At 37.3% G+C, this 17,865-nt stretch carries 20 protein-coding genes; 13 read left to right on the top strand and 7 right to left on the bottom strand.

The window, feature by feature from the left end; genetic code table 11:
* Positions 1–6: 6 nt before the first annotated feature.
* From PQ479_RS04730 to PQ479_RS04715, 4 genes are read right to left on the bottom strand one after another with little or no spacing between them, the layout of a single operon-like run.
* Positions 7–1,488, bottom strand: coding sequence for a Na+/H+ antiporter subunit D (locus PQ479_RS04730; protein WP_047988791.1), 1,482 nt, complete (start codon positions 1,486–1,488; stop codon positions 7–9).
* Complete coding sequence (locus PQ479_RS04725) at positions 1,481–1,822, bottom strand: Na(+)/H(+) antiporter subunit C (RefSeq protein ID WP_047988792.1); 342 nt, start codon at positions 1,820–1,822, stop codon at positions 1,481–1,483. The genes PQ479_RS04730 and PQ479_RS04725 overlap by 8 nt, the downstream gene beginning before the upstream one ends.
* 1 nt (position 1,823) lies before the next feature.
* Positions 1,824–2,246: a Na(+)/H(+) antiporter subunit B gene (locus PQ479_RS04720; protein ID WP_047988793.1), complete on the bottom strand. Its 423-nt coding sequence runs from the start codon at positions 2,244–2,246 to the stop codon at positions 1,824–1,826.
* Positions 2,246–4,657 carry a Na+/H+ antiporter subunit A gene (locus tag PQ479_RS04715; RefSeq protein ID WP_047988794.1) on the bottom strand — a complete coding sequence of 804 codons (2,412 nt, stop codon included), beginning with the start codon at positions 4,655–4,657 and terminating at the stop codon, positions 2,246–2,248. The genes PQ479_RS04720 and PQ479_RS04715 overlap by 1 nt, the downstream gene beginning before the upstream one ends.
* A 349-nt stretch (positions 4,658–5,006) precedes the next feature.
* Between PQ479_RS04715 and PQ479_RS04710 the strand changes: the two genes are divergently transcribed.
* Positions 5,007–5,234: a hypothetical protein gene (locus PQ479_RS04710; protein ID WP_047988795.1), complete on the top strand. Its 228-nt coding sequence runs from the start codon at positions 5,007–5,009 to the stop codon at positions 5,232–5,234.
* Between the two features lie 51 nt (positions 5,235–5,285).
* Here the strand turns inward: PQ479_RS04710 and sda are convergent, their stop codons facing one another.
* Positions 5,286–5,426, bottom strand: a complete 141-nt coding sequence (gene sda / locus PQ479_RS04705; RefSeq protein WP_047988796.1) for a sporulation histidine kinase inhibitor Sda — start codon at positions 5,424–5,426, stop codon at positions 5,286–5,288.
* A gap of 1,112 nt (positions 5,427–6,538) precedes the next feature.
* Here sda and PQ479_RS04700 point away from each other — a divergent pair.
* The 9 genes from PQ479_RS04700 to PQ479_RS04660 are packed head-to-tail and all read left to right on the top strand — an operon-like array spanning position 6,539 to position 12,440.
* Positions 6,539–7,057, top strand: coding sequence for a YqeG family HAD IIIA-type phosphatase (locus tag PQ479_RS04700; RefSeq protein ID WP_047988797.1), 519 nt, complete (start codon positions 6,539–6,541; stop codon positions 7,055–7,057).
* Positions 7,057–8,169 carry a ribosome biogenesis GTPase YqeH gene (yqeH, locus tag PQ479_RS04695; protein ID WP_047988798.1) on the top strand — a complete coding sequence of 371 codons (1,113 nt, stop codon included), beginning with the start codon at positions 7,057–7,059 and terminating at the stop codon, positions 8,167–8,169. The genes PQ479_RS04700 and yqeH overlap by 1 nt, the downstream gene beginning before the upstream one ends.
* A gap of 19 nt (positions 8,170–8,188) precedes the next feature.
* Positions 8,189–9,031, top strand: a complete 843-nt coding sequence (gene aroE, locus PQ479_RS04690) for a shikimate dehydrogenase (RefSeq protein WP_047988799.1) — start codon at positions 8,189–8,191, stop codon at positions 9,029–9,031.
* Positions 9,025–9,315, top strand: coding sequence for a ribosome assembly RNA-binding protein YhbY (yhbY, locus tag PQ479_RS04685; protein ID WP_047988800.1), 291 nt, complete (start codon positions 9,025–9,027; stop codon positions 9,313–9,315). Before aroE ends, yhbY begins: the two co-directional genes overlap by 7 nt.
* Before the next feature lie 31 nt (positions 9,316–9,346).
* Complete coding sequence (gene nadD, locus PQ479_RS04680; protein WP_047988801.1) at positions 9,347–9,934, top strand: nicotinate-nucleotide adenylyltransferase; 588 nt, start codon at positions 9,347–9,349, stop codon at positions 9,932–9,934.
* On the top strand, positions 9,912–10,490 hold the full coding sequence (gene yqeK / locus PQ479_RS04675) for a bis(5'-nucleosyl)-tetraphosphatase (symmetrical) YqeK (protein WP_047988802.1): 579 nt from the start codon (positions 9,912–9,914) through the stop codon (positions 10,488–10,490). The genes nadD and yqeK overlap by 23 nt, the downstream gene beginning before the upstream one ends.
* Before the next feature lie 14 nt (positions 10,491–10,504).
* Positions 10,505–10,843: a ribosome silencing factor gene (gene rsfS, locus PQ479_RS04670; RefSeq protein WP_420535537.1), complete on the top strand. Its 339-nt coding sequence runs from the start codon at positions 10,505–10,507 to the stop codon at positions 10,841–10,843.
* Positions 10,843–11,703 (top strand): CvfB family protein, encoded by an 861-nt coding sequence (locus tag PQ479_RS04665; RefSeq protein ID WP_047988804.1) that lies wholly within the window; start codon positions 10,843–10,845, stop codon positions 11,701–11,703. The genes rsfS and PQ479_RS04665 overlap by 1 nt, the downstream gene beginning before the upstream one ends.
* A complete protein-coding gene (locus PQ479_RS04660) occupies positions 11,700–12,440 on the top strand; it encodes a class I SAM-dependent DNA methyltransferase (RefSeq protein ID WP_047988805.1) in 741 nt (246 codons plus the stop codon). The genes PQ479_RS04665 and PQ479_RS04660 overlap by 4 nt, the downstream gene beginning before the upstream one ends.
* 151 nt (positions 12,441–12,591) lie before the next feature.
* Here the strand turns inward: PQ479_RS04660 and comER are convergent, their stop codons facing one another.
* Positions 12,592–13,413: a late competence protein ComER gene (gene comER / locus PQ479_RS04655; RefSeq protein WP_047988806.1), complete on the bottom strand. Its 822-nt coding sequence runs from the start codon at positions 13,411–13,413 to the stop codon at positions 12,592–12,594.
* A gap of 426 nt (positions 13,414–13,839) precedes the next feature.
* Here comER and PQ479_RS04650 point away from each other — a divergent pair, with 426 nt between their 5' ends.
* The 3 genes from PQ479_RS04650 (at position 13,840) to PQ479_RS04640 (ending at position 17,460) form a co-directional block, all read left to right on the top strand.
* Positions 13,840–14,472, top strand: coding sequence for a helix-hairpin-helix domain-containing protein (locus PQ479_RS04650; RefSeq protein ID WP_047988807.1), 633 nt, complete (start codon positions 13,840–13,842; stop codon positions 14,470–14,472).
* A gap of 84 nt (positions 14,473–14,556) precedes the next feature.
* Positions 14,557–15,129, top strand: a complete 573-nt coding sequence (locus PQ479_RS04645; protein WP_047989553.1) for a ComE operon protein 2 — start codon at positions 14,557–14,559, stop codon at positions 15,127–15,129.
* A 12-nt stretch (positions 15,130–15,141) separates the two neighbouring features.
* Complete coding sequence (locus PQ479_RS04640; RefSeq protein ID WP_053070397.1) at positions 15,142–17,460, top strand: DNA internalization-related competence protein ComEC/Rec2; 2,319 nt, start codon at positions 15,142–15,144, stop codon at positions 17,458–17,460.
* A gap of 73 nt (positions 17,461–17,533) precedes the next feature.
* On the opposite strand, the gene PQ479_RS04635 is transcribed toward PQ479_RS04640, so the two are convergent.
* Positions 17,534–17,671, bottom strand: coding sequence for a YqzM family protein (locus PQ479_RS04635; RefSeq protein ID WP_047988808.1), 138 nt, complete (start codon positions 17,669–17,671; stop codon positions 17,534–17,536).
* Positions 17,672–17,865: the final 194 nt, after the last annotated feature.

Raw genomic sequence — 17,865 nt, 5'->3', positions numbered from 1 at the left:
ATAAATCTACTCCTTTAATACGGCTTCAATATAAATTTCCGGGTTTAGTAACACCTCAGCAGCATTTGTTAGGTGTGGAACAAAGAACTCAGCACCAAAGCCCATCACAAATGATAAAAATAAGAGAATCATACTAGGGTAAAGAAGCCCTTTAATATTCGCTTTCTCGTTTTGAGAAGCATGATTTTCTTCCCCTAAAACAACGTTAAAGAAGATACGCATAACGGAGTAGAGGAGGAGTAGACTAACAAAAATCATGATAATAACGGAAATATATTGTCCGGCTTCAATACCGCCTTGGAATAAATATAGTTTCCCGAAAAATCCACTAAAGGGAGGTATTCCTGCTAAAGAAAGTGCTGCTATTAAAAATGACCAACCAAGTAGTGGATATTGCTTAATTAAACCACTAGCATTCTTCATCGATGATGTTTGTGTGACAATCATGATCGCACCAATTAATAGGAAAAGTGCTGCTTTAATAAGCATATCGTGCAATAGGTAAAAACCAGCTCCGAAAAGTCCTGCTTCATTAAAAGAAGAGATTCCAAAAATAATAAACCCAACACCAGCGACAACGTTGTAAACAACCACTTTTTGCATATCATTATAAGCAACTGCACCGATAACACCAACAACCATCGTTAGAATCGCTAATATTTCAAGGACCATATGAGTGATTTGCGGTTGATGATGAAAGATGATCGTAAAGATACGCATAATCGCATAAATTCCTACTTTTGTTAGAAGACCAGCGAATAAGGCGGTAATAACAGGTGGCGGAGCAGAATAAGAGCCCGGTAACCAGAAATAAAGTGGAAAAATCGCTGCTTTCATTCCAAATACAATTAGGAATAAGAAGGCAATAACAGTGACAATACCTGGCTGTCCGATTTCAGCAACACGTTCTGATAAATGAGCAATATTTAATGTCCCGACAACGGCATAAAGATAAGCGACTGCTGCAATAAAGAAAGCAGAAGAAATGACGTTAATCAACACATATTTTATCGACTCTTGAAGCTGTGCTCTCGAGCCACCGAGTGTTATTAGACCATAAGAAGCCATTAATAACACTTCAAAAAATACAAATAGATTAAATATGTCCCCTGTTAAGAAAGCACCGATTACGCCAAGAAGTAGAAATTGGACAAGTGGATAGAAATAGAATTTGACTCGAACTTCATCAATTCCTTTAATCGAAAACAAAACACATACAAAAACAACAATACTAGCAAATAAAACAAGGAGTGCAGAGAGAGGGTCGGCAACTAAAGCGATCCCAAATGGTGGATCCCAACCACCGACTGCATAAGAGATAACTCCTTGGTTATAAACATCTATCACTAACCAGCCACTGACTAAGATGGTTGCAATCCCAGCAATGATGCTGAGAATACGCTCAGCAGTTACACTCTTTCTAATAAAAAGAAGAATGATTGCAGCTAGAAAAGGGATTAATAGTGGAAAAACAATTAAATTACTCATCTTCTTTCATTCCCCTCAATTTATCCATGTCAACCGTTCCGTGTACTTTGTACGTACGATAAGCAAGCACGAGCAAGAATGATGTAACACCAAAGCTAATAACGATAGCTGTCAAAATTAGTGCTTGTGGAAGCGGGTCCGTGTAAGCTGCTTCTTCGTACCCAAGTAGGGGTGCAGCGCCTAATTTAATACCTCCCATTGTTAATAGCAATAAGTGTACACCGTGTGTAAGAACAGCTGTTCCAATTACAATTTTTGTTATATTTCTCGATAGAATGAGGTAGGTCCCAATAGTAAAGAGGACACCACACAATATGGAGATAATAATTTCCATGTTATTGCTCCTCCCCTATTGTAAAAATAACGGCTAAAACAACAGCAATAACGACGAGGTAGACGCCGATATCAAATACAAGTGCTGTTGCAAGCTCCGTATTTCCAAGCAACGGCAAATCAAAATAGTCAAATGTTTGCCATAAGAAGTTTTCTCCAAAAAAGAAAGGAAGTACCCCTGATATAACAGCAATCAAAAGTCCAACAGCCATAATTGTTTTAAAGTCGACTGGGATCATTTTTTTGACCGTTTCAATATCAAAAGAAACACTAACAAGTAAAAAGGCACACGCTGTAGTAAGTGCTCCGATAAATCCACCGCCAGGGTTGTGGTGACCAGCTAAAAATACATAGAAGGAGAAAATTACAATAATAAATGCCAAGACTTTTGTGACAGTTTGGAGTATGACATCATTTGGGTGCATTATAATTCCTCCTCTTTAATACTACCTTTAATCATTGCATAAATACCAATGGCGGCAATGCCTAGTACAGCAATTTCAAATAACGTATCAAATCCACGGAAGTCAACTAGAATAACGTTAACCATATTGTTTCCACCTGCTTGCTCATAACTAGCATCTACGAAAAAGTCCACTAATGAATCAAAATAGCGATTATTATGTGCAGAGATCGCAAGAACGGTAACGAGCACACCGATGCCCGTTGCAACAATACCATTTACAATTTGTGATGATTTTGAATCAATCGTTTCTTTGAAAAGAGGTAAATGGTAAAAGCAAAGTAAGAACAATAATGTTGACACCGTTTCAATAACTAATTGAGTTAAAGCTAGATCTGGGGCACGGAATAGCACAAAGAAAATAGCAATCGCAAAGCCTAAACTTCCTAATGCAGCTAAAGAAGTTAAGCGTGTTTTTGCAACAGCAACTGTAATGGCACCAGCAATCATAATGACAACTAATGTCACTTCATGGAAGGCGATCGGTGCATAGACTTCTGGGAATAGAGCAATAACATCTAAATGAATCATCATATAACCTAGGAACAACACAATAAAGCTGTAAATGTAAATTAAATATTGTCTGAAATTATCCTTCATATAAGAATCAGTTAGCTTGCGTCCACCCGTTGAAACACCTGCTAAAAGGCCATCATAAACACGATTGAATGGATCGCGTTCTTTTTTATAAATAGAGAGCTTTACCCATTTATTCATAAGAAGGAATAAGATAGTACCTAAAACAACGACACCAATCGTCATCATTAATTCAGTATTAAACCCGTGCCACATATAAATGTCGACATCTAAATACGCACTGTCGGCAAGCATCGGTGCAATGGAAACCACGGCTGGTTCAATAATTGATTTAGATAAAATGTTAGGGAAGAACCCGAAAATCACAACTAATGAAGCTAATACAAGAGGGCTTATTAATAAGCCGGCCGGTGCTTCATGAACCACTTTCTTAAAGTTACTTGGTTCAAATTTGCCTGTGAAAGTTTGGAAAAACATAACGGCACAGTATAAGAATGTAAATATACTAGCTATCCAAGCAATAACAGGAAAGAGCATACCGAATGTTTCCATATTAAATATCCCGAATTCTGTTGCATGTAAAACAGACGTGAAGAACATCTCTTTACTTAAGAATCCATTAAAAGGTGGTAAACCAGCCATAGCGGCTAATCCAATTAAAGACATCGTAAAGGTTATTGGCATAATGGTCATAAGACCGCCCAGCTTACGAATATCTCTTGTACCTGTTTCATGATCAATAATTCCAGCACTCATAAACAAACTACCTTTAAATGTAGCATGATTAATAAGATGGAAAACAGCGGTAACAATGGCCGCTAAGTAAATTTCAACATTTTGTCCATCAGTAAAATAAAGGGTAGCCGAACCTAATCCTAATAAAGTCATGATGAGCCCTAGCTGACTTATCGTTGAAAAGGCTAATATTCCTTTTAAATCTTTTTGTCGAACAGCCGACAATGATCCCCATAATAAAGTGACGATACCAAAAGTTGAGATAATCCAGAACCATTCTGCGGCACCACCAAAGATAGGAGTAAACCTTGCGACTAAGTAGATACCTGCTTTAACCATCGTAGCGGAATGCAAATATGCACTAACTGGAGTAGGGGCTTCCATCGCATCTGGTAACCAAATGTGGAAAGGAAATTGCGCTGATTTAGTAAATGCTCCGAGTAAAATAAAGAGCATGGCAGGGATAAATAATTCACTGCTTGCAATGATGTCTGCTTGTGCAATCATTTCGCGAATAGAGAATGTATCCGTAATAATCGAGAGCATTATGATACCGGCGAGCATCGAAAAACCACCGAATACCGTAATAAGCATTGATTTTTGGGCACCATCACGAGATTTCTTTCTCGTATACCAATAACTAATTAATAAAGCTGAAGCTAAACTTGTTAATTCCCAAAATGTGTATAAAACGATTAAGTTATCGGATAAAACAACACCTAGCATAGCTCCCATAAATAACAGTAGATATACGTAGAATTTGTGGAGTTGCTCTTTGATTTTTGATAAGTAGAAAATCGAATAAAGAACAACGAGGGAACCGATTCCGGTAATGAGTAATGCAAATAATAGACTTAATCCATCTACATATACATTAAAATGAATCCCGAGGGATGGCACCCAAGGAACTGAGTTTGAAATGATATCTCCATTTGAGACAGTTGGTAGAAACTGAATGAAATAGATAAACAGTATGACCGGCAAAATTAACACGAACCAGCCCGTATGTATTTGACGAACATACTTATAAATGAATGGAATAATAATGGCTAACAATAAGGGTGAAATCGTAGCCCAATGTAAAGCTGTAAACACACACATACCTCCTTAAAAAATGTTGATCATTGAAATGGGCCCTTTTTTAAACTCCCCTTTACGATTGTAAGCGAAACATCTTTTTCTTTCGCACTAAGTAAGATTATAACCCAATTTGCATAAACACGCATCAAACATGCTTATCCTAGTGTTTCCTGAACTTTTTTATTTTATTAATATATGTAGACTTTGAAAATAGAGCTATTTGGAAATCGTAGTAAAAAATTGTTTAAGTACTGATATAAAGGTAATTTCCGATGATTAAAAGCTAAATGTGTATATTTATTGACGATTTGGGCGAACGTAAGGATAACTTAGGTTTTCGGTACATCAAATTTAAAAATGAGGGAGTACCATGAAGTTACGCTCAAAAGTGATCTTTTGTATGATTGTCTTTATATTAATGTTCATCGGTGCCTGGTATATTAATTTGGATTCCAGATATGTTGAACAAGAACGTGGTTATCAAATTCAGCAGCTCGACGGTGTGCGCATAAAGAAGGAGCGTCTAGCACCTAGACAGTATATAAAAGTCATTCCTAAAGAACAGTCAGAGGTTAACAACAAAGAAGAGAGTCGATAGAGTTCGACTCTCTTCTTTGTTATGCTGGAATGGATGGGAAATAAGATAGTTTTAGGAACTGAGTTTTATTTTGTCTAATAGAGCACGATTGTGAAGTTCGTGTTTGATTAATTCAATAAAATCATGATTTAAATTAAGTTCAACAGCTTTGTGGTATGTCTCAATTAATAATTCATCGGAAAGGTTTTGCATAAGTTCCTGTCAGACCTTTGACAGGTCACCTCCTTTAAGATGTTTATTTAATCCATTTACGTTTCATTATTCAAAAAGTTTCAGAAAGTCAGAAGTTAATCGATTTATTAAAATAATCCTATCATGTTCGATTGAATAGAACAACCGTTCGTTTTATCCACAAATCCCAGTGGATAACCTGTGGGTTACTTGTGATTAAAAGGATATAAGTGTAGTTAATAAAAGGTTTAATTCGTGCATAACTTTATCCACAGTTGAGAATTCAATTAGAATTTGTCGAAAAGTTTTCTAAAAAAACAATAAGAACTAGTTCTAACTTAAAAAACTTGTTAAATGAGCAGACTGAATAATAGAAGTGGTATCTAGAAACATTGGTGAGGGAAACTTTAGAGCAGAGGTGTCGTTATGTTGTCGTGGAAAGCGGTATGAGGACAGCATAAGTAGTACCCAGTGGAATATGATTTCCGGTAGCGAAGAGTAATACAAACCCCAGATGGCGAAGCCCGATTCACTTCGCCACCAACAAAGATGAAAGTAGTGGCGACTGTTCAAACTGTTGGCACATGTACAACTCGATCACCATCAGGAGTCGGTCTGAACAAACAGGGAGCACTGTCCTACTAAGGTCATTTATCGTAAGATGGATGACGTGCTAACTTCAAGGCACAACGCCCATAAGTAACTTTCATATAAAACCCACATGGCAAAGCCAAAACCAGCTTCGCCACAAACAAGAACGAAAGTGGCGATAAGCCCTTTCCAACTCAGCTCTTGATGCAATTTGGTTTTGATCTTTCTCAATTTAAATGAATGATCTTGGATTGTTGTTTGAACCTGAGAATTTCCAGTAATCCAGCGGACGAAAATATGCGGAGACTCCCGCGGGACGTAGTGGCAGAGCTGAGATCCAGCGGCGTAGCCGATTAGCTCAGCGCCACCCCGCAGGACGAGTAGCATAAGTTTCGGTAGCGACGAGTAACGCTCTATGTTCGCACTAACTTTCATACAAAATATCGAAAGTACGGGTTATGCCAAGTTTTCAATTGAATTTTGTCGTAAATATAGGTATAGTTAAAGATTGGTTAAGAAGAACGTGATAAGAGGTGCGTACAATGTTTAAAAATTTATTTCCGAACCAGTATGTAAAGAGCATTTACGAAATAAACTTGACTGAATTAAAAGAACTTGGCATTAAAGGTATTATCACAGACTTAGATAACACACTAGTAGAATGGGATCGAGCTCTAGCCACAGAGGAAGTCAAAGGGTGGTTTAAAACGGTACAAGACTTAGAAATGAAAGTGACGATTGTTTCTAATAATACGGAAAAAAGAGTGAAAGCCTTTTCTGACCCAGAAAGTGTTGTGTATATTCATAGTGCCAAAAAACCGATGCGCCGTGCTTTTATGAGAGCGTGTAAAGATATGGGACTCGCCCCTAACGAAGTCGTTGTAGTAGGTGACCAAATTTTTACGGATGTATTAGGTGGGAACCGAGCTGGTTTACAGACAATATTAGTGGTACCGGTGGCTAAGACAGATGGCTTCATTACGAAATTTAACCGAAAAATGGAACGAATTGTTTTAAAGAAAATGCGTCAAAAAGGTTTAATACAATGGGAGGAAGATTAATGTCAGATGAAAAAATAATTTGTGCGGGCTGTGGTGTGCGCGTACAAACAGAGGATCCTAAAGGACTAGGTTATGCACCGAGTTCAGCCTTAAAGCGTGATGTGATTATTTGTCAACGATGCTACCGCTTAAAGCATTATAATGAAGTGCAAGACGTTTCATTAACAGATGATGATTTCTTGAAACTGTTACACACAATTGGACAAGAAGATGCCTTAATCGTAAAAATAGTTGATGTCTTTGACTTTAACGGAAGCTGGCTCAATGGCTTACATCGTTTTGTAGGCAAAAATAATGTCCTATTAGTAGGTAATAAAGTGGATTTACTACCAAAATCATTTAAAAGAAATAAGTTAATCAATTGGTTAAAAAAATCGGCGAAAGATTTAGGCTTAAAACCAATTGATGTACAATTAATGAGTGCTGCTAAAGGTGATAGTGTCCTTGAAATTGCTGGTGCTATTGACGAGTTAAGAGAAGGAAAAGATGTATATATAGTAGGGGCTACGAATGTTGGTAAATCAACTTTTATTAATCAATTGATTAGAGGATTTGATGGAGATGAAGACCAGCTGATTACAACCTCTCATTTTCCTGGTACAACATTAGACTTGATAGATATTCCTTTGGATGACGGTAAAACCCTATATGACACTCCAGGGATTATTAATCAGCACCAGATGGCTCATTATATGGATAAAAAAGAATTAAAAATTATTACGCCTAAAAAAGAAATTAAACCAATGGTCAATCAATTAAATGACGGCCAGACATTATTCTTTGGTGGTTTAGCTCGTCTAGATTTCGTCAAAGGAGAAAGAAGTTCATTTGTTTCATACTTTTCAAATGAAATAAAGCTGCACAGAACGAAATTAGAGAAAGCAGATGAACTGTATGAAAATCATTTAGGGGAATTGCTTGCACCACCAGGGCCAGATACAAAAGAGTCATTTCCACCTTTAACGAAAAAAACATTTAGAATTAAAGAGAATAAAATGGATGTTGTTTTCTCTGGATTAGGTTTTGTAACAATTAACGGTTCCAATATTGATATTGTTGCACATGTGCCTAAAGGCGTAACGGTTTCATTACGTGATTCCATTATTATTTAATTAGGAAGAGGGGAAGATTATGAAGAAGGTATTTGGTTTATTTGGATACCCAGTCCACCACTCGATGTCACCGATTATGCAAGAGGCCGCTTTTTCTGATTGCGATATTATGGCTAATTATCATGCATTTCTAGTTAAACCTGAACAATTAAAAGAGGCTGTTAAAAGTATTCGAGCCTTACAATTAGGTGGGGTAAACGTCACAATCCCACATAAGGTTGCTGTTATGGAGTACTTAGATGAAGTTGACGAAGAAGCCCGGCAAATCGGTGCCGTAAATACGATTGTTAATCGTAACGGCAGACTTATCGGTTATAACACAGATGGTAGAGGGTATTTAGAATCTTTATTAGAGCTAACGGAAACCGTAGTAGGTAAAAATGTGGCGATTATAGGAGCGGGTGGTGCGGCAAGAGCTGTTGCCACAGTTCTAATCAATGCCCAAGTATCTCAACTGGTCATCGCTAATCGGACGGTTCTAAAAGCTGAAGCCCTCCTTCAACGTCTTCCAAACGGAAACACCGTGACAGAAGTTATGAGTATAGCTGAACTTGAACATACATTACACAAATTTGATATCATTATAAATACAACATCCGTTGGTATGAGTCCACATGCGGATGAGAGCCCGCTTTCGCTAACACATCTCAAAGAAAATACAGTGGTTAGTGATCTTATTTATAACCCACTTCAAACCAAACTATTAATGGAAGCTGAAGCGATGGGAGCACTAACGTTAAATGGACTTGGGATGTTTGTGAATCAAGGAGCACTCTCGTTTGAATATTGGACTGAACAAAAACCAAACCGTCAAAAAATGACAGATGTTGTGTTAAAGCAACTTGGAGGTATACGATGTTAACTGGAAAACAAAAAAGATTTTTACGCTCAAAGGCTCATCATTTAAACCCTATTTTCCAAGTAGGGAAAGGTGGAGTCAACGATAATATGATTGCCCAAATTTCTGATGCTCTTGAAGTGAGAGAATTAATGAAAATTAGCGTCTTACAAAATTGTGAGTTTGATAAGGGAGATGTCGCAAAAGAGCTTGCCAAAGGAACAAAAGCAGACATTGTGCAAATTATCGGTAATACGATTGTTTTATACAAAGAATCAAAAGAAAATAAACAACTTATTCTCCCTTAATAAAGGTGTCCAAACGATAAAGGAGAACATTATGAAACGAATTGGTTTATTTGGTGGAAGCTTTGATCCCCCGCATATTGGTCATATGTTAACAGCTGTACAAGTGATGGAATCATGTGAGCTAGATGAAGTTTGGTTTATTCCTGTTCATACAGCACCTCACAAATATAAAAAATCAATGTCCAGTAATGTAGAACGTTTAAAAATGCTTGAAGAGAGTACCGCTTTTCATGAAAAATTTTTTATTTCTACAGTCGAGTTAGAACGAAAAGGTGTGTCCTATACAATTGATACGGTAATGCACTTGAAGGAAAAGTACGATAACACTCAATTTTATTTTATCGTTGGTGGTGATATGTTAGCCACACTTCATACGTGGAAAGGTATCGAACAACTTTATTCAAACGTGACATTTATAGCGGTAGAGCGCCCGGGGGTATCAATGGAACGGCTTCCTCATGAAACCATCATTCAAATTGAAACGAAGCAATTGGATATATCCTCAACGATGATTCGAGAGCGAGTCAAACTTGGAAAATCAATTTCTTATATGGTGGTGCCAGAGGTTGAGGCATTCATTAGGAAGAAGGGGTTATATGGAGAGAGAGAAAGCACTTGAAATCGTGCAACCGCACTTAACTGAACATCGTTATCAACATACATTAGGAGTTATGCAGACAGCATTACGGCTAGCAAGGAAGTTTGGAGTCGATGAAAAGAAAGCAGAAATTGCTGCTATTTTTCATGATTATGCCAAGTTTCGAAATAAGGATGAAATGAGAAGCTTAATTCGTGAGAAGTTACAATGGCTTGAAATTTTAGACTATGGTGATGAGCTTCTTCACGCTCCGTGTGGTGCTTATTATGTGCAGCATGAGGTGGGGATTCGCGATCAAGAGATCTTAGGTGCGATTGCGTATCATACAACCGGGAAACCAGGGATGAACGATTTAGAAAAAGTGATTTTTTTAGCTGATTATATAGAACCGGGTAGGCATTTTAAAGGTGTTGATGAGGTAAGGGCATTGGCTGAAGATGATTTGGATGAAGCGATTTTACAATCGTTACACAATACGGTTCAGTTTTTGATGAATCGTCGTCAGCTTATTTTTCCCGATACGTTAGCGACATATAATGATTTTATTTTTAAGAAAAAAAGGAGAAGTGATCGTTAGTGTTAGAAGATAAAATGTTAGAACTAGCCGTTAAAACTATAGATGATAAAAAAGCAGCAAATATTGTTGCGTTAAATATGAAAGGTGTTTCATTAATAGCTGATTACTTTGTTATTTGTCATGGTAATTCAGAAAAGCAAGTACAAGCAATTGCCCATGAGTTGAAAAAAGTAGCTCAAGAACAAGGAATTGATATTAAGCGCTTAGAAGGGTATGACACGGCGAGGTGGGTATTAATCGATTTAGGTAATGTGGTTGTCCACATTTTCCATAAAGATGAACGTGTTTATTATAATTTGGAAAAGCTTTGGGGAGATGCGGCTATCATTGAGTTAGAAGGAGTATTGGACTGATGGAACTAAAGCCAGGATATATGGCGGAGTTGACCGTTGATCGTAAAACTGATTTTGGTTATTTTCTTTCAACCAGTGCAGAAGATGTGCTTCTTCACAATAACGATGTTGTGGGTAATGTGGCAAATGGAGACAAAGTTCAGGTGTTTTTATATTTAGACCACCAAAACCGACTAGCAGCAACGATGAAAGAGCCGATTATTTCGGTTGGCGAGTATGCATGGTTGGAAGTTGTTTCTGTTCGCACTGGGCATGGTGTGTTTATGTATAATGGGATTTCGCGTGATTTATTTTTATCCATGGATGAATTGCCTGAAGATCGTGATCTTTGGCCAAGAAAAGGCGAGCGTCTCCCTGTAACTATTACATGGGATAAGCGTGGTCGAATGATGGCTAGGCTTTTAAAAGGCGGTCCGATTGAGGAAATGTCAGAGAAAGCACCAGAATCAGTGAAAGACGAAGAAGTTGCTGGATATGTATATCATTTTCTCGATGAGGGTGCATTACTCTTAACGCAAGAAGGTTATTTGGCATTTATCCATAATAATGAAATGACAAGAGCTTTACGTTATGGAGAATTTGTACAAGGGCGAGTTCAGTATGTAAGACCTGATGGACGAGTAAATATTACTTTACGTGGGTCTAGAACGGAACGCCAAGATGATGATTCTGAAGTAATTTATACGTATCTTGTTAATCGTGGTGGTGCAATGCCATACACGGATAAAACCCCACCGGAAGATATCAAGGCACGTTTTCAAATTAGTAAAGCCGCTTTTAAGCGTGCTTTAGGTAAGTTAATGAAAGAAGGAAAAATTGAACAGCGTGATGGTTGGACTTATCAAAAGGGGAAGAAATGAACTATTTAACTTTTGCCCATTATTATGATCAATTAATGGCAGAGGCACCTTACGATAACTGGCTAGAATTTGTATTAGATACAGTTGGAAAAGACTCTCTAAAAGGCCACAAGGTATTAGACGTAGGCTGTGGAACAGGTGAATTACTTCTTTCATTCCTCAAAAAAGAAGCTGAGGTTACAGGGCTTGATCTATCAGCTGAAATGCTGATGGTCGCCCACGCTAAAGCGGAAAAAGCGGGGTATAAGCCTTTTCTTATCGAGCAAGATATGTCCGAGATGACGTTAATGAGCCAATTTGATATCGTTTGTGCATTTTGTGATTCCATCAATTATCTTGAAAATGAGACGGATGTTCAACGAACCTTTGCCGCTGTTTTCAAGCAGTTAAAGCAGGGCGGATATTTTTTATTTGACGTACACAGCCTGTATAAAATAACACGTTATATAGAAGACACACATGCAGAGCCAGGAGAAGAGATTTCATATATTTGGAATTCTTTTGAAGGCGATTGGCCGGACAGTGTAGAGCATGAATTGACATTTTTCGTGCGAGATTCGCTAGGGAAGTATGAACGGTTTGATGAGCTTCATAAACAACGAACCTATGAGATTAAGCAATACGAAGAATGGTTAATAGAAGCGGGTTTTTCTATAGAAAAAATTACAGCTGACTTTACAGATGAAACACCAAATGATCAAAGTGAAAGAATCTTTTTCAAAGCCATTAAAAAATAAGCAGGAAAAACATTGTTTCTGTCGAAAAAGATAGCCTAAGAATAAAAAACTTTGGTGATGAGCAAATCGATGCCTCCGTTGATTTACAGCTAACTTTTAAGTACAAATAAACTGTCCTCCGTGAACATAAGAGGACAGTTTAGCTAAAATGTTAGGTCTTAAACATGATTTTTAACTTTTCTTGCTCATCATAATATTTTCTATGCGTTTCTTGAAAAAGGTGATCAAACATCGACCCTGTCTCATCTTCAAGCACCTGCAAGCCCACCCCGGTAATCCCACCAGGTACACATACTCTTTCTTTTAAGCTATCTAAAGAATAATGCCCTTTTTCAATCAATTGACCCATTCCAATTAACATATTTGAAGCTAAAATCGTTGCTTCTTCCTTTGAAATATCGGTTTGCCTTACTGCTGCATTAATGAACTCTTGCAATAAGTAACTGAAAAATGCAGGTCCGCAACATAAAATGTCAGAAGCAACACGTGTAATATTTTCATCGATAAAAAGTGGTTCAGAAATAGAGGACATCAATTCGATAATTGTTTCTTTGTCAGATTCTGAACATCTTCTTCCAATATTAACTAAAGAAGAGCCTGCACTTACACGATTCAAAATGCTAGGTATGACTCTAGCTACCTTGCAGTTTAGTTGCTCTTCCAGTTGTTCAACAGTGATGGGGCTTGTAATGGAGACGACGATTTGTTCATTTTCTAGCTTATGTGCAATTGCATCAATCACATCAGGAAAATGGTGTGGCTTGACACAAATAAAGATAATTTCAGAATTCTGAACGACATTAACAGGATTAGAAAACAAATGAATGGAGGGATATTGTTTTTGGATCCTCTCCGCTTTGTGCGATGAACGATTGTAGATGTTGATGGATTCAGGGCTCATTTTTTTTGAATCGATCCATGCTTCAATTAAAACTGTACCCATACTACCAGTTCCGATAACGCCAATTCTCATGGTATTCCCCCCTTTGCTATTTCGTCCATATTGATGCGTTCAACACTATAAATAACTTTATGTTCTTATAGCCCCAGATATGAATCAATACAAAAATAAAAATGTCCATTAAGTTAATTCTTGTTGCTTAATTATATTATTAGTAAAATAGATGAGACAAAGATGTGTTATTCAAAGCTATAGTTAGATCTTTAAGGAAGCGGGTAAGTAGCAGGGGTGCTTTCATACATTTGATGAACACGAATCTATGTGATCTCGTCGTAAGTAAGATGTGTGTAATGGCAACGTTTATGAGTAGTTTGGGAAAATGCTCGATAACACAATTACACAAAGAAAGAGCAGACGTAATGTGCATGTAAGCTATTTAATAAGGCAGTTACTCAACGAAAGTGTGCTCGGTAACTTCATACAAAGGAAGGTGTCAAAATGAAGAAGTTATCTATACGTGAATGGTTAGTTTTGATTGCTTCAGGTTTGATGGTCATTTTTAGCTTAGGATTATTTACATTTGTATTTAATCGAGATAAACCTCAAGCAGAGGAAGCGAATAGTTGGGCGTTTTTAGAAGAAGGTAAAACAGACGAAGAGGCGAATCATGACAAAGAGCAAGAAGATCTTTTAGAAGTGGTTGTCGATATTAAAGGTGCGGTAAAAATACCGGGGATTTATGTGATGGAGCAGGGTGATAGAATCCATGAAGTAATTGAAAAGGCAGGAGGGCTTAGTGACGAAGCCGATGATCTACAAGTAAATTTGGCTTCATTACTTGAGGATGAAATGGTTATTTATATTCCCTTTCAATCAGATGAGGACAACCAAGCTGAGGTTATTGCTCAATTAGCTGCGTCTCAAGACCAAGATGAAGTCCTGATCAACCTTAATACCGCAACTCAAGTTGAATTAGAACGATTACCGGGAGTAGGGCCTTCCAAAGCGACTCAAATTATTACATATCGTGACGAACACGGAAAGTTCACAGATATTCAGGAACTAACCAATGTTTCTGGTTTTGGAGAAAAGTCATTTGAACAACTTAAAGATTTAATTACAGTTAAATGATGGTTTGACGATTTCGAAGGAGCTTCACTAAACGAGCTAGTAGACAAGCCTTTAAGCTTGAACATCAGGAAGGTGCGAATGAAAATGGAGAGAATTTCATGGAATCAATATTTTATGGCACAAAGTCAACTATTATCTTTACGTAGTACGTGCACGCGTTTAATGGTTGGAGCCACTGTCGTGCGTGATAAACGAATTATTGCAGGTGGGTATAACGGATCTGTTTCAGGTGGTGACCATTGTGTAGATAAAGGATGTTATGTGGTTGATAACCATTGTATACGAACGATTCATGCAGAAATAAATGCCTTGTTACAATGTGCTAAATTCGGTGTACCCACAGAAGGGGCAGAAATATACGTCACTCATTTTCCGTGTGTGCATTGTTCAAAAGCATTAATTCAAGCTGGTATTAAAAAGGTGTACTATGATACGGACTATAAAAACCATCCATACGCCTTAGAATTGTTTGAACAGGCTGGTATTGAAGTAGAACAAGTGGAATTAGACGAAGTCGTGCTTGACCGTAATTATCAAGAAAAGCTACAGCTTACGACTGATTTATTACGTAGATTAGAAGAGGTCGAGGTCGATCACGAACAATTAATAGAGATGATTGAGAAAACAAGGAAGTTGTATACACCGACAAAACCTTAAGGGGTTGAGGCCTTGAATCATTATTTATTCATCTGCGTATTAGCAACGATACTCGGGATTTCTTTTGGTGTAAAAGGACCGAGTATCTTTCTTTTCCTTTTGCTCGGCATGTTTCTTATCTTCCTATCACTTCTGAATTTACCCTCATTCAAAAAATATTTCCTTGCTATTTTTATATGCTGCACGTTTGCGACAATTGGTTTATTGTTTGATTACTCGAACGACTCTGTATATGAAGCTGGTGCTTTTGCTGGTTGGATTGAAATTTTAAAGACACCAAAAGTTGATGGAAATCGTGTTCTTGTTCAAGTGAAAACAGAACAAGGAGAGAGTCTGCAATTAAGAAGTTATGTAAAAGTAGAGACGGAGCAATTCGCTTTTAAACAAATAAGTGCTGGTGATAGGTGTTATGTTGAGGCCATCCTTGTTGAACCTTCTGTTGCCACTAATTTTTATAGTTTTAATTATAAAGAGTTCTTATATTATCAACGTACTCATTGGATATTAGAAGCTAATGCTCCATCATTACAATGTATTGAACGGCAGGGTCATCTTATACAACGGCTAGAGACGTTTAGGCAGGAACAAATGTATCGTTTAGAAGCTGAATTAGATACATCTGTAGCGGGTATGATTATCGCTTTGCTGTTTGGAGAAAGGATGTTTTTTGAAGAAGAAATATTAACCGCTTACCAAAGACTAGGTGTCTTTCACTTATTAGCTATTTCTGGCCTACATGTAGGGTTTATATTCTCTGCTATTTATTTTTTACTAATACGTATAGGTATCCCGAAAGAACGTGCACAAGTCACTATCATGTGTCTTTTACCTATTTATATGATTTTAGCTGGTGCGGCACCACCGGTTGTAAGGGCTTGTTGTATGACTTTTATCGTTTTCCTTTCTTTACGTCTTAAAAGAAGGCTACCGTCTTTTTATATTATTACATTTGTTTTTATGCTCTATTTAGGCATTAACCCTTATGCTTTATTTCAATTAGGTTTTCAACTTTCCTTTCTGATTTCATTTGGCTTAATTATTTCTAGTCAAACGATTAACGCTCGTTATCCGAACTATTTGAGTCAATTGGTCATTGTATCTGCTCTCGCACAGCTTTTGTCATTCCCCTTTATGCTTTATCATTTTTTTGAGCAATCTTGGTTACAAATCCCCTTAAATTTAGTGTACATTCCATTTATCAGTTTAATTATTTTGCCGTATGTCTTTTTTATCTACTTAACAGGCTTTGTTTGGCCGTTTTTGTCCGGATGGCTCTTAGAAGGTATGATTTTCGTGTTATCATCTGTGCACAGCTGGTTAATTGTGGTAGAGGGTTGGGATTTTCATTATATGACGTTTGGAAAGCCGTCGTTAGCGTGGTTGATTGTTTTAACGATTTTAATTGCTCTTCTATTGCTTGCGTGGGAGAAGAGAAGCTATCGATATACGCTAGCCAGCTTTTTGATAGGCATAAGTGCGCTGGGCACTTTCCTTGTAGAACCGTATTTGAACAAAATAACGAAGATTACGATGATCGATGTCGGTCAAGGTGATAGTTTTTTGATTGAGTTGCCAAGAAACCGGGGTGTGTACTTAATTGATACAGGTGGAACGATCCGTTTTGCTGAGGAGGAATGGAAAAAAAGTAGAAGTCAATTTGAGGTAGGTGCGGATGTGGTCGTTCCTTTTTTAAAAGCGAAAGGTATTCAGAAAATTGATAAATTAATCATTAGTCATGGCGATTATGATCATGCTGGTGGTGCGATGGCAGTCATGGATAAAGTGAAGGTGATAGAACTTATGTATCCTAAAGGAGAATTAGATGACGGTGAGTTAGCTTTATTCTCTAATTGGAAGTATTTTCAACCTGAGTTGAGCTTTGTTGAGCAGGGCTTTCATTGGTCGGTAGGTGATGCTCATTTTTATGTGTTATCACCTACAGCTCATGAGTCGGGGAGGAATGACCGCTCTATTGTATTATTTGCCGAGATAGAAGGGTATCGCTTTCTTTTCACTGGAGATATAGAGGAGTCGGTTGAAAAACACATAATCCGTCAATTTCCAAATCTTGAAGCAGATTTCTTAAAAGTTGGTCACCATGGAAGCTTAACATCATCGACTCAAGAATTCCTCGAACAAGTCAAACCGAAAGTAGCGCTTGTTTCTGCGGGAAGGAATAATCGTTTCGGTCATCCACACCCACAAATTGTTGAACGGATGGAAAAGCAAGGTATATTTCTATACCGAACGGATTTGGATGGGGCAGTTAAAATTTTATTGAACGATGGCGAGATTACGATAGAAACGATGTTAAAGGAAGAGGAAAGGTGAAGCCATGAGAAAAAGCTCAATGACCAAATGAGGTACTTGAGCTTTTTCATTCAAGCATTGATTATGTAGATTCTTAAAAGAAGCTAACCACATCAACGGCTTGGGCAATAATAAATACTAAGGCAAAAAAGGCAAAAGAAGCAATGAATCCTACACCAGAATCAATGGCATCATTGCGCTTTTCTTGAACATCTTCTTCAAAATGATTCATCTTGATCCCTCCTTATACAACCTATAGTATACGTGAAGCTATTTGAAAAATCTAGATCACAGTCATTTAGTTTTTCTTAAAAGTAGTAATTATTGACTGAGCATATAATAAAATTCACAAAATCGACGTTTACTTTTATATACCCGAATGTTTGAAATAACTAACATATACACGTTTAATATTTACAAAAAAGA

Origin of the sequence: Alkalihalobacillus pseudalcaliphilus, assembly GCF_028610675.1 — a bacterium.
Classification (GTDB): domain Bacteria; phylum Bacillota; class Bacilli; order Bacillales; family Bacillaceae_D; genus Alkalihalobacillus; species Alkalihalobacillus pseudalcaliphilus.
The sequence above is the reverse complement of the archived record's forward strand: the minus strand, read 5'-3'. Positions and strand labels throughout refer to the sequence as shown.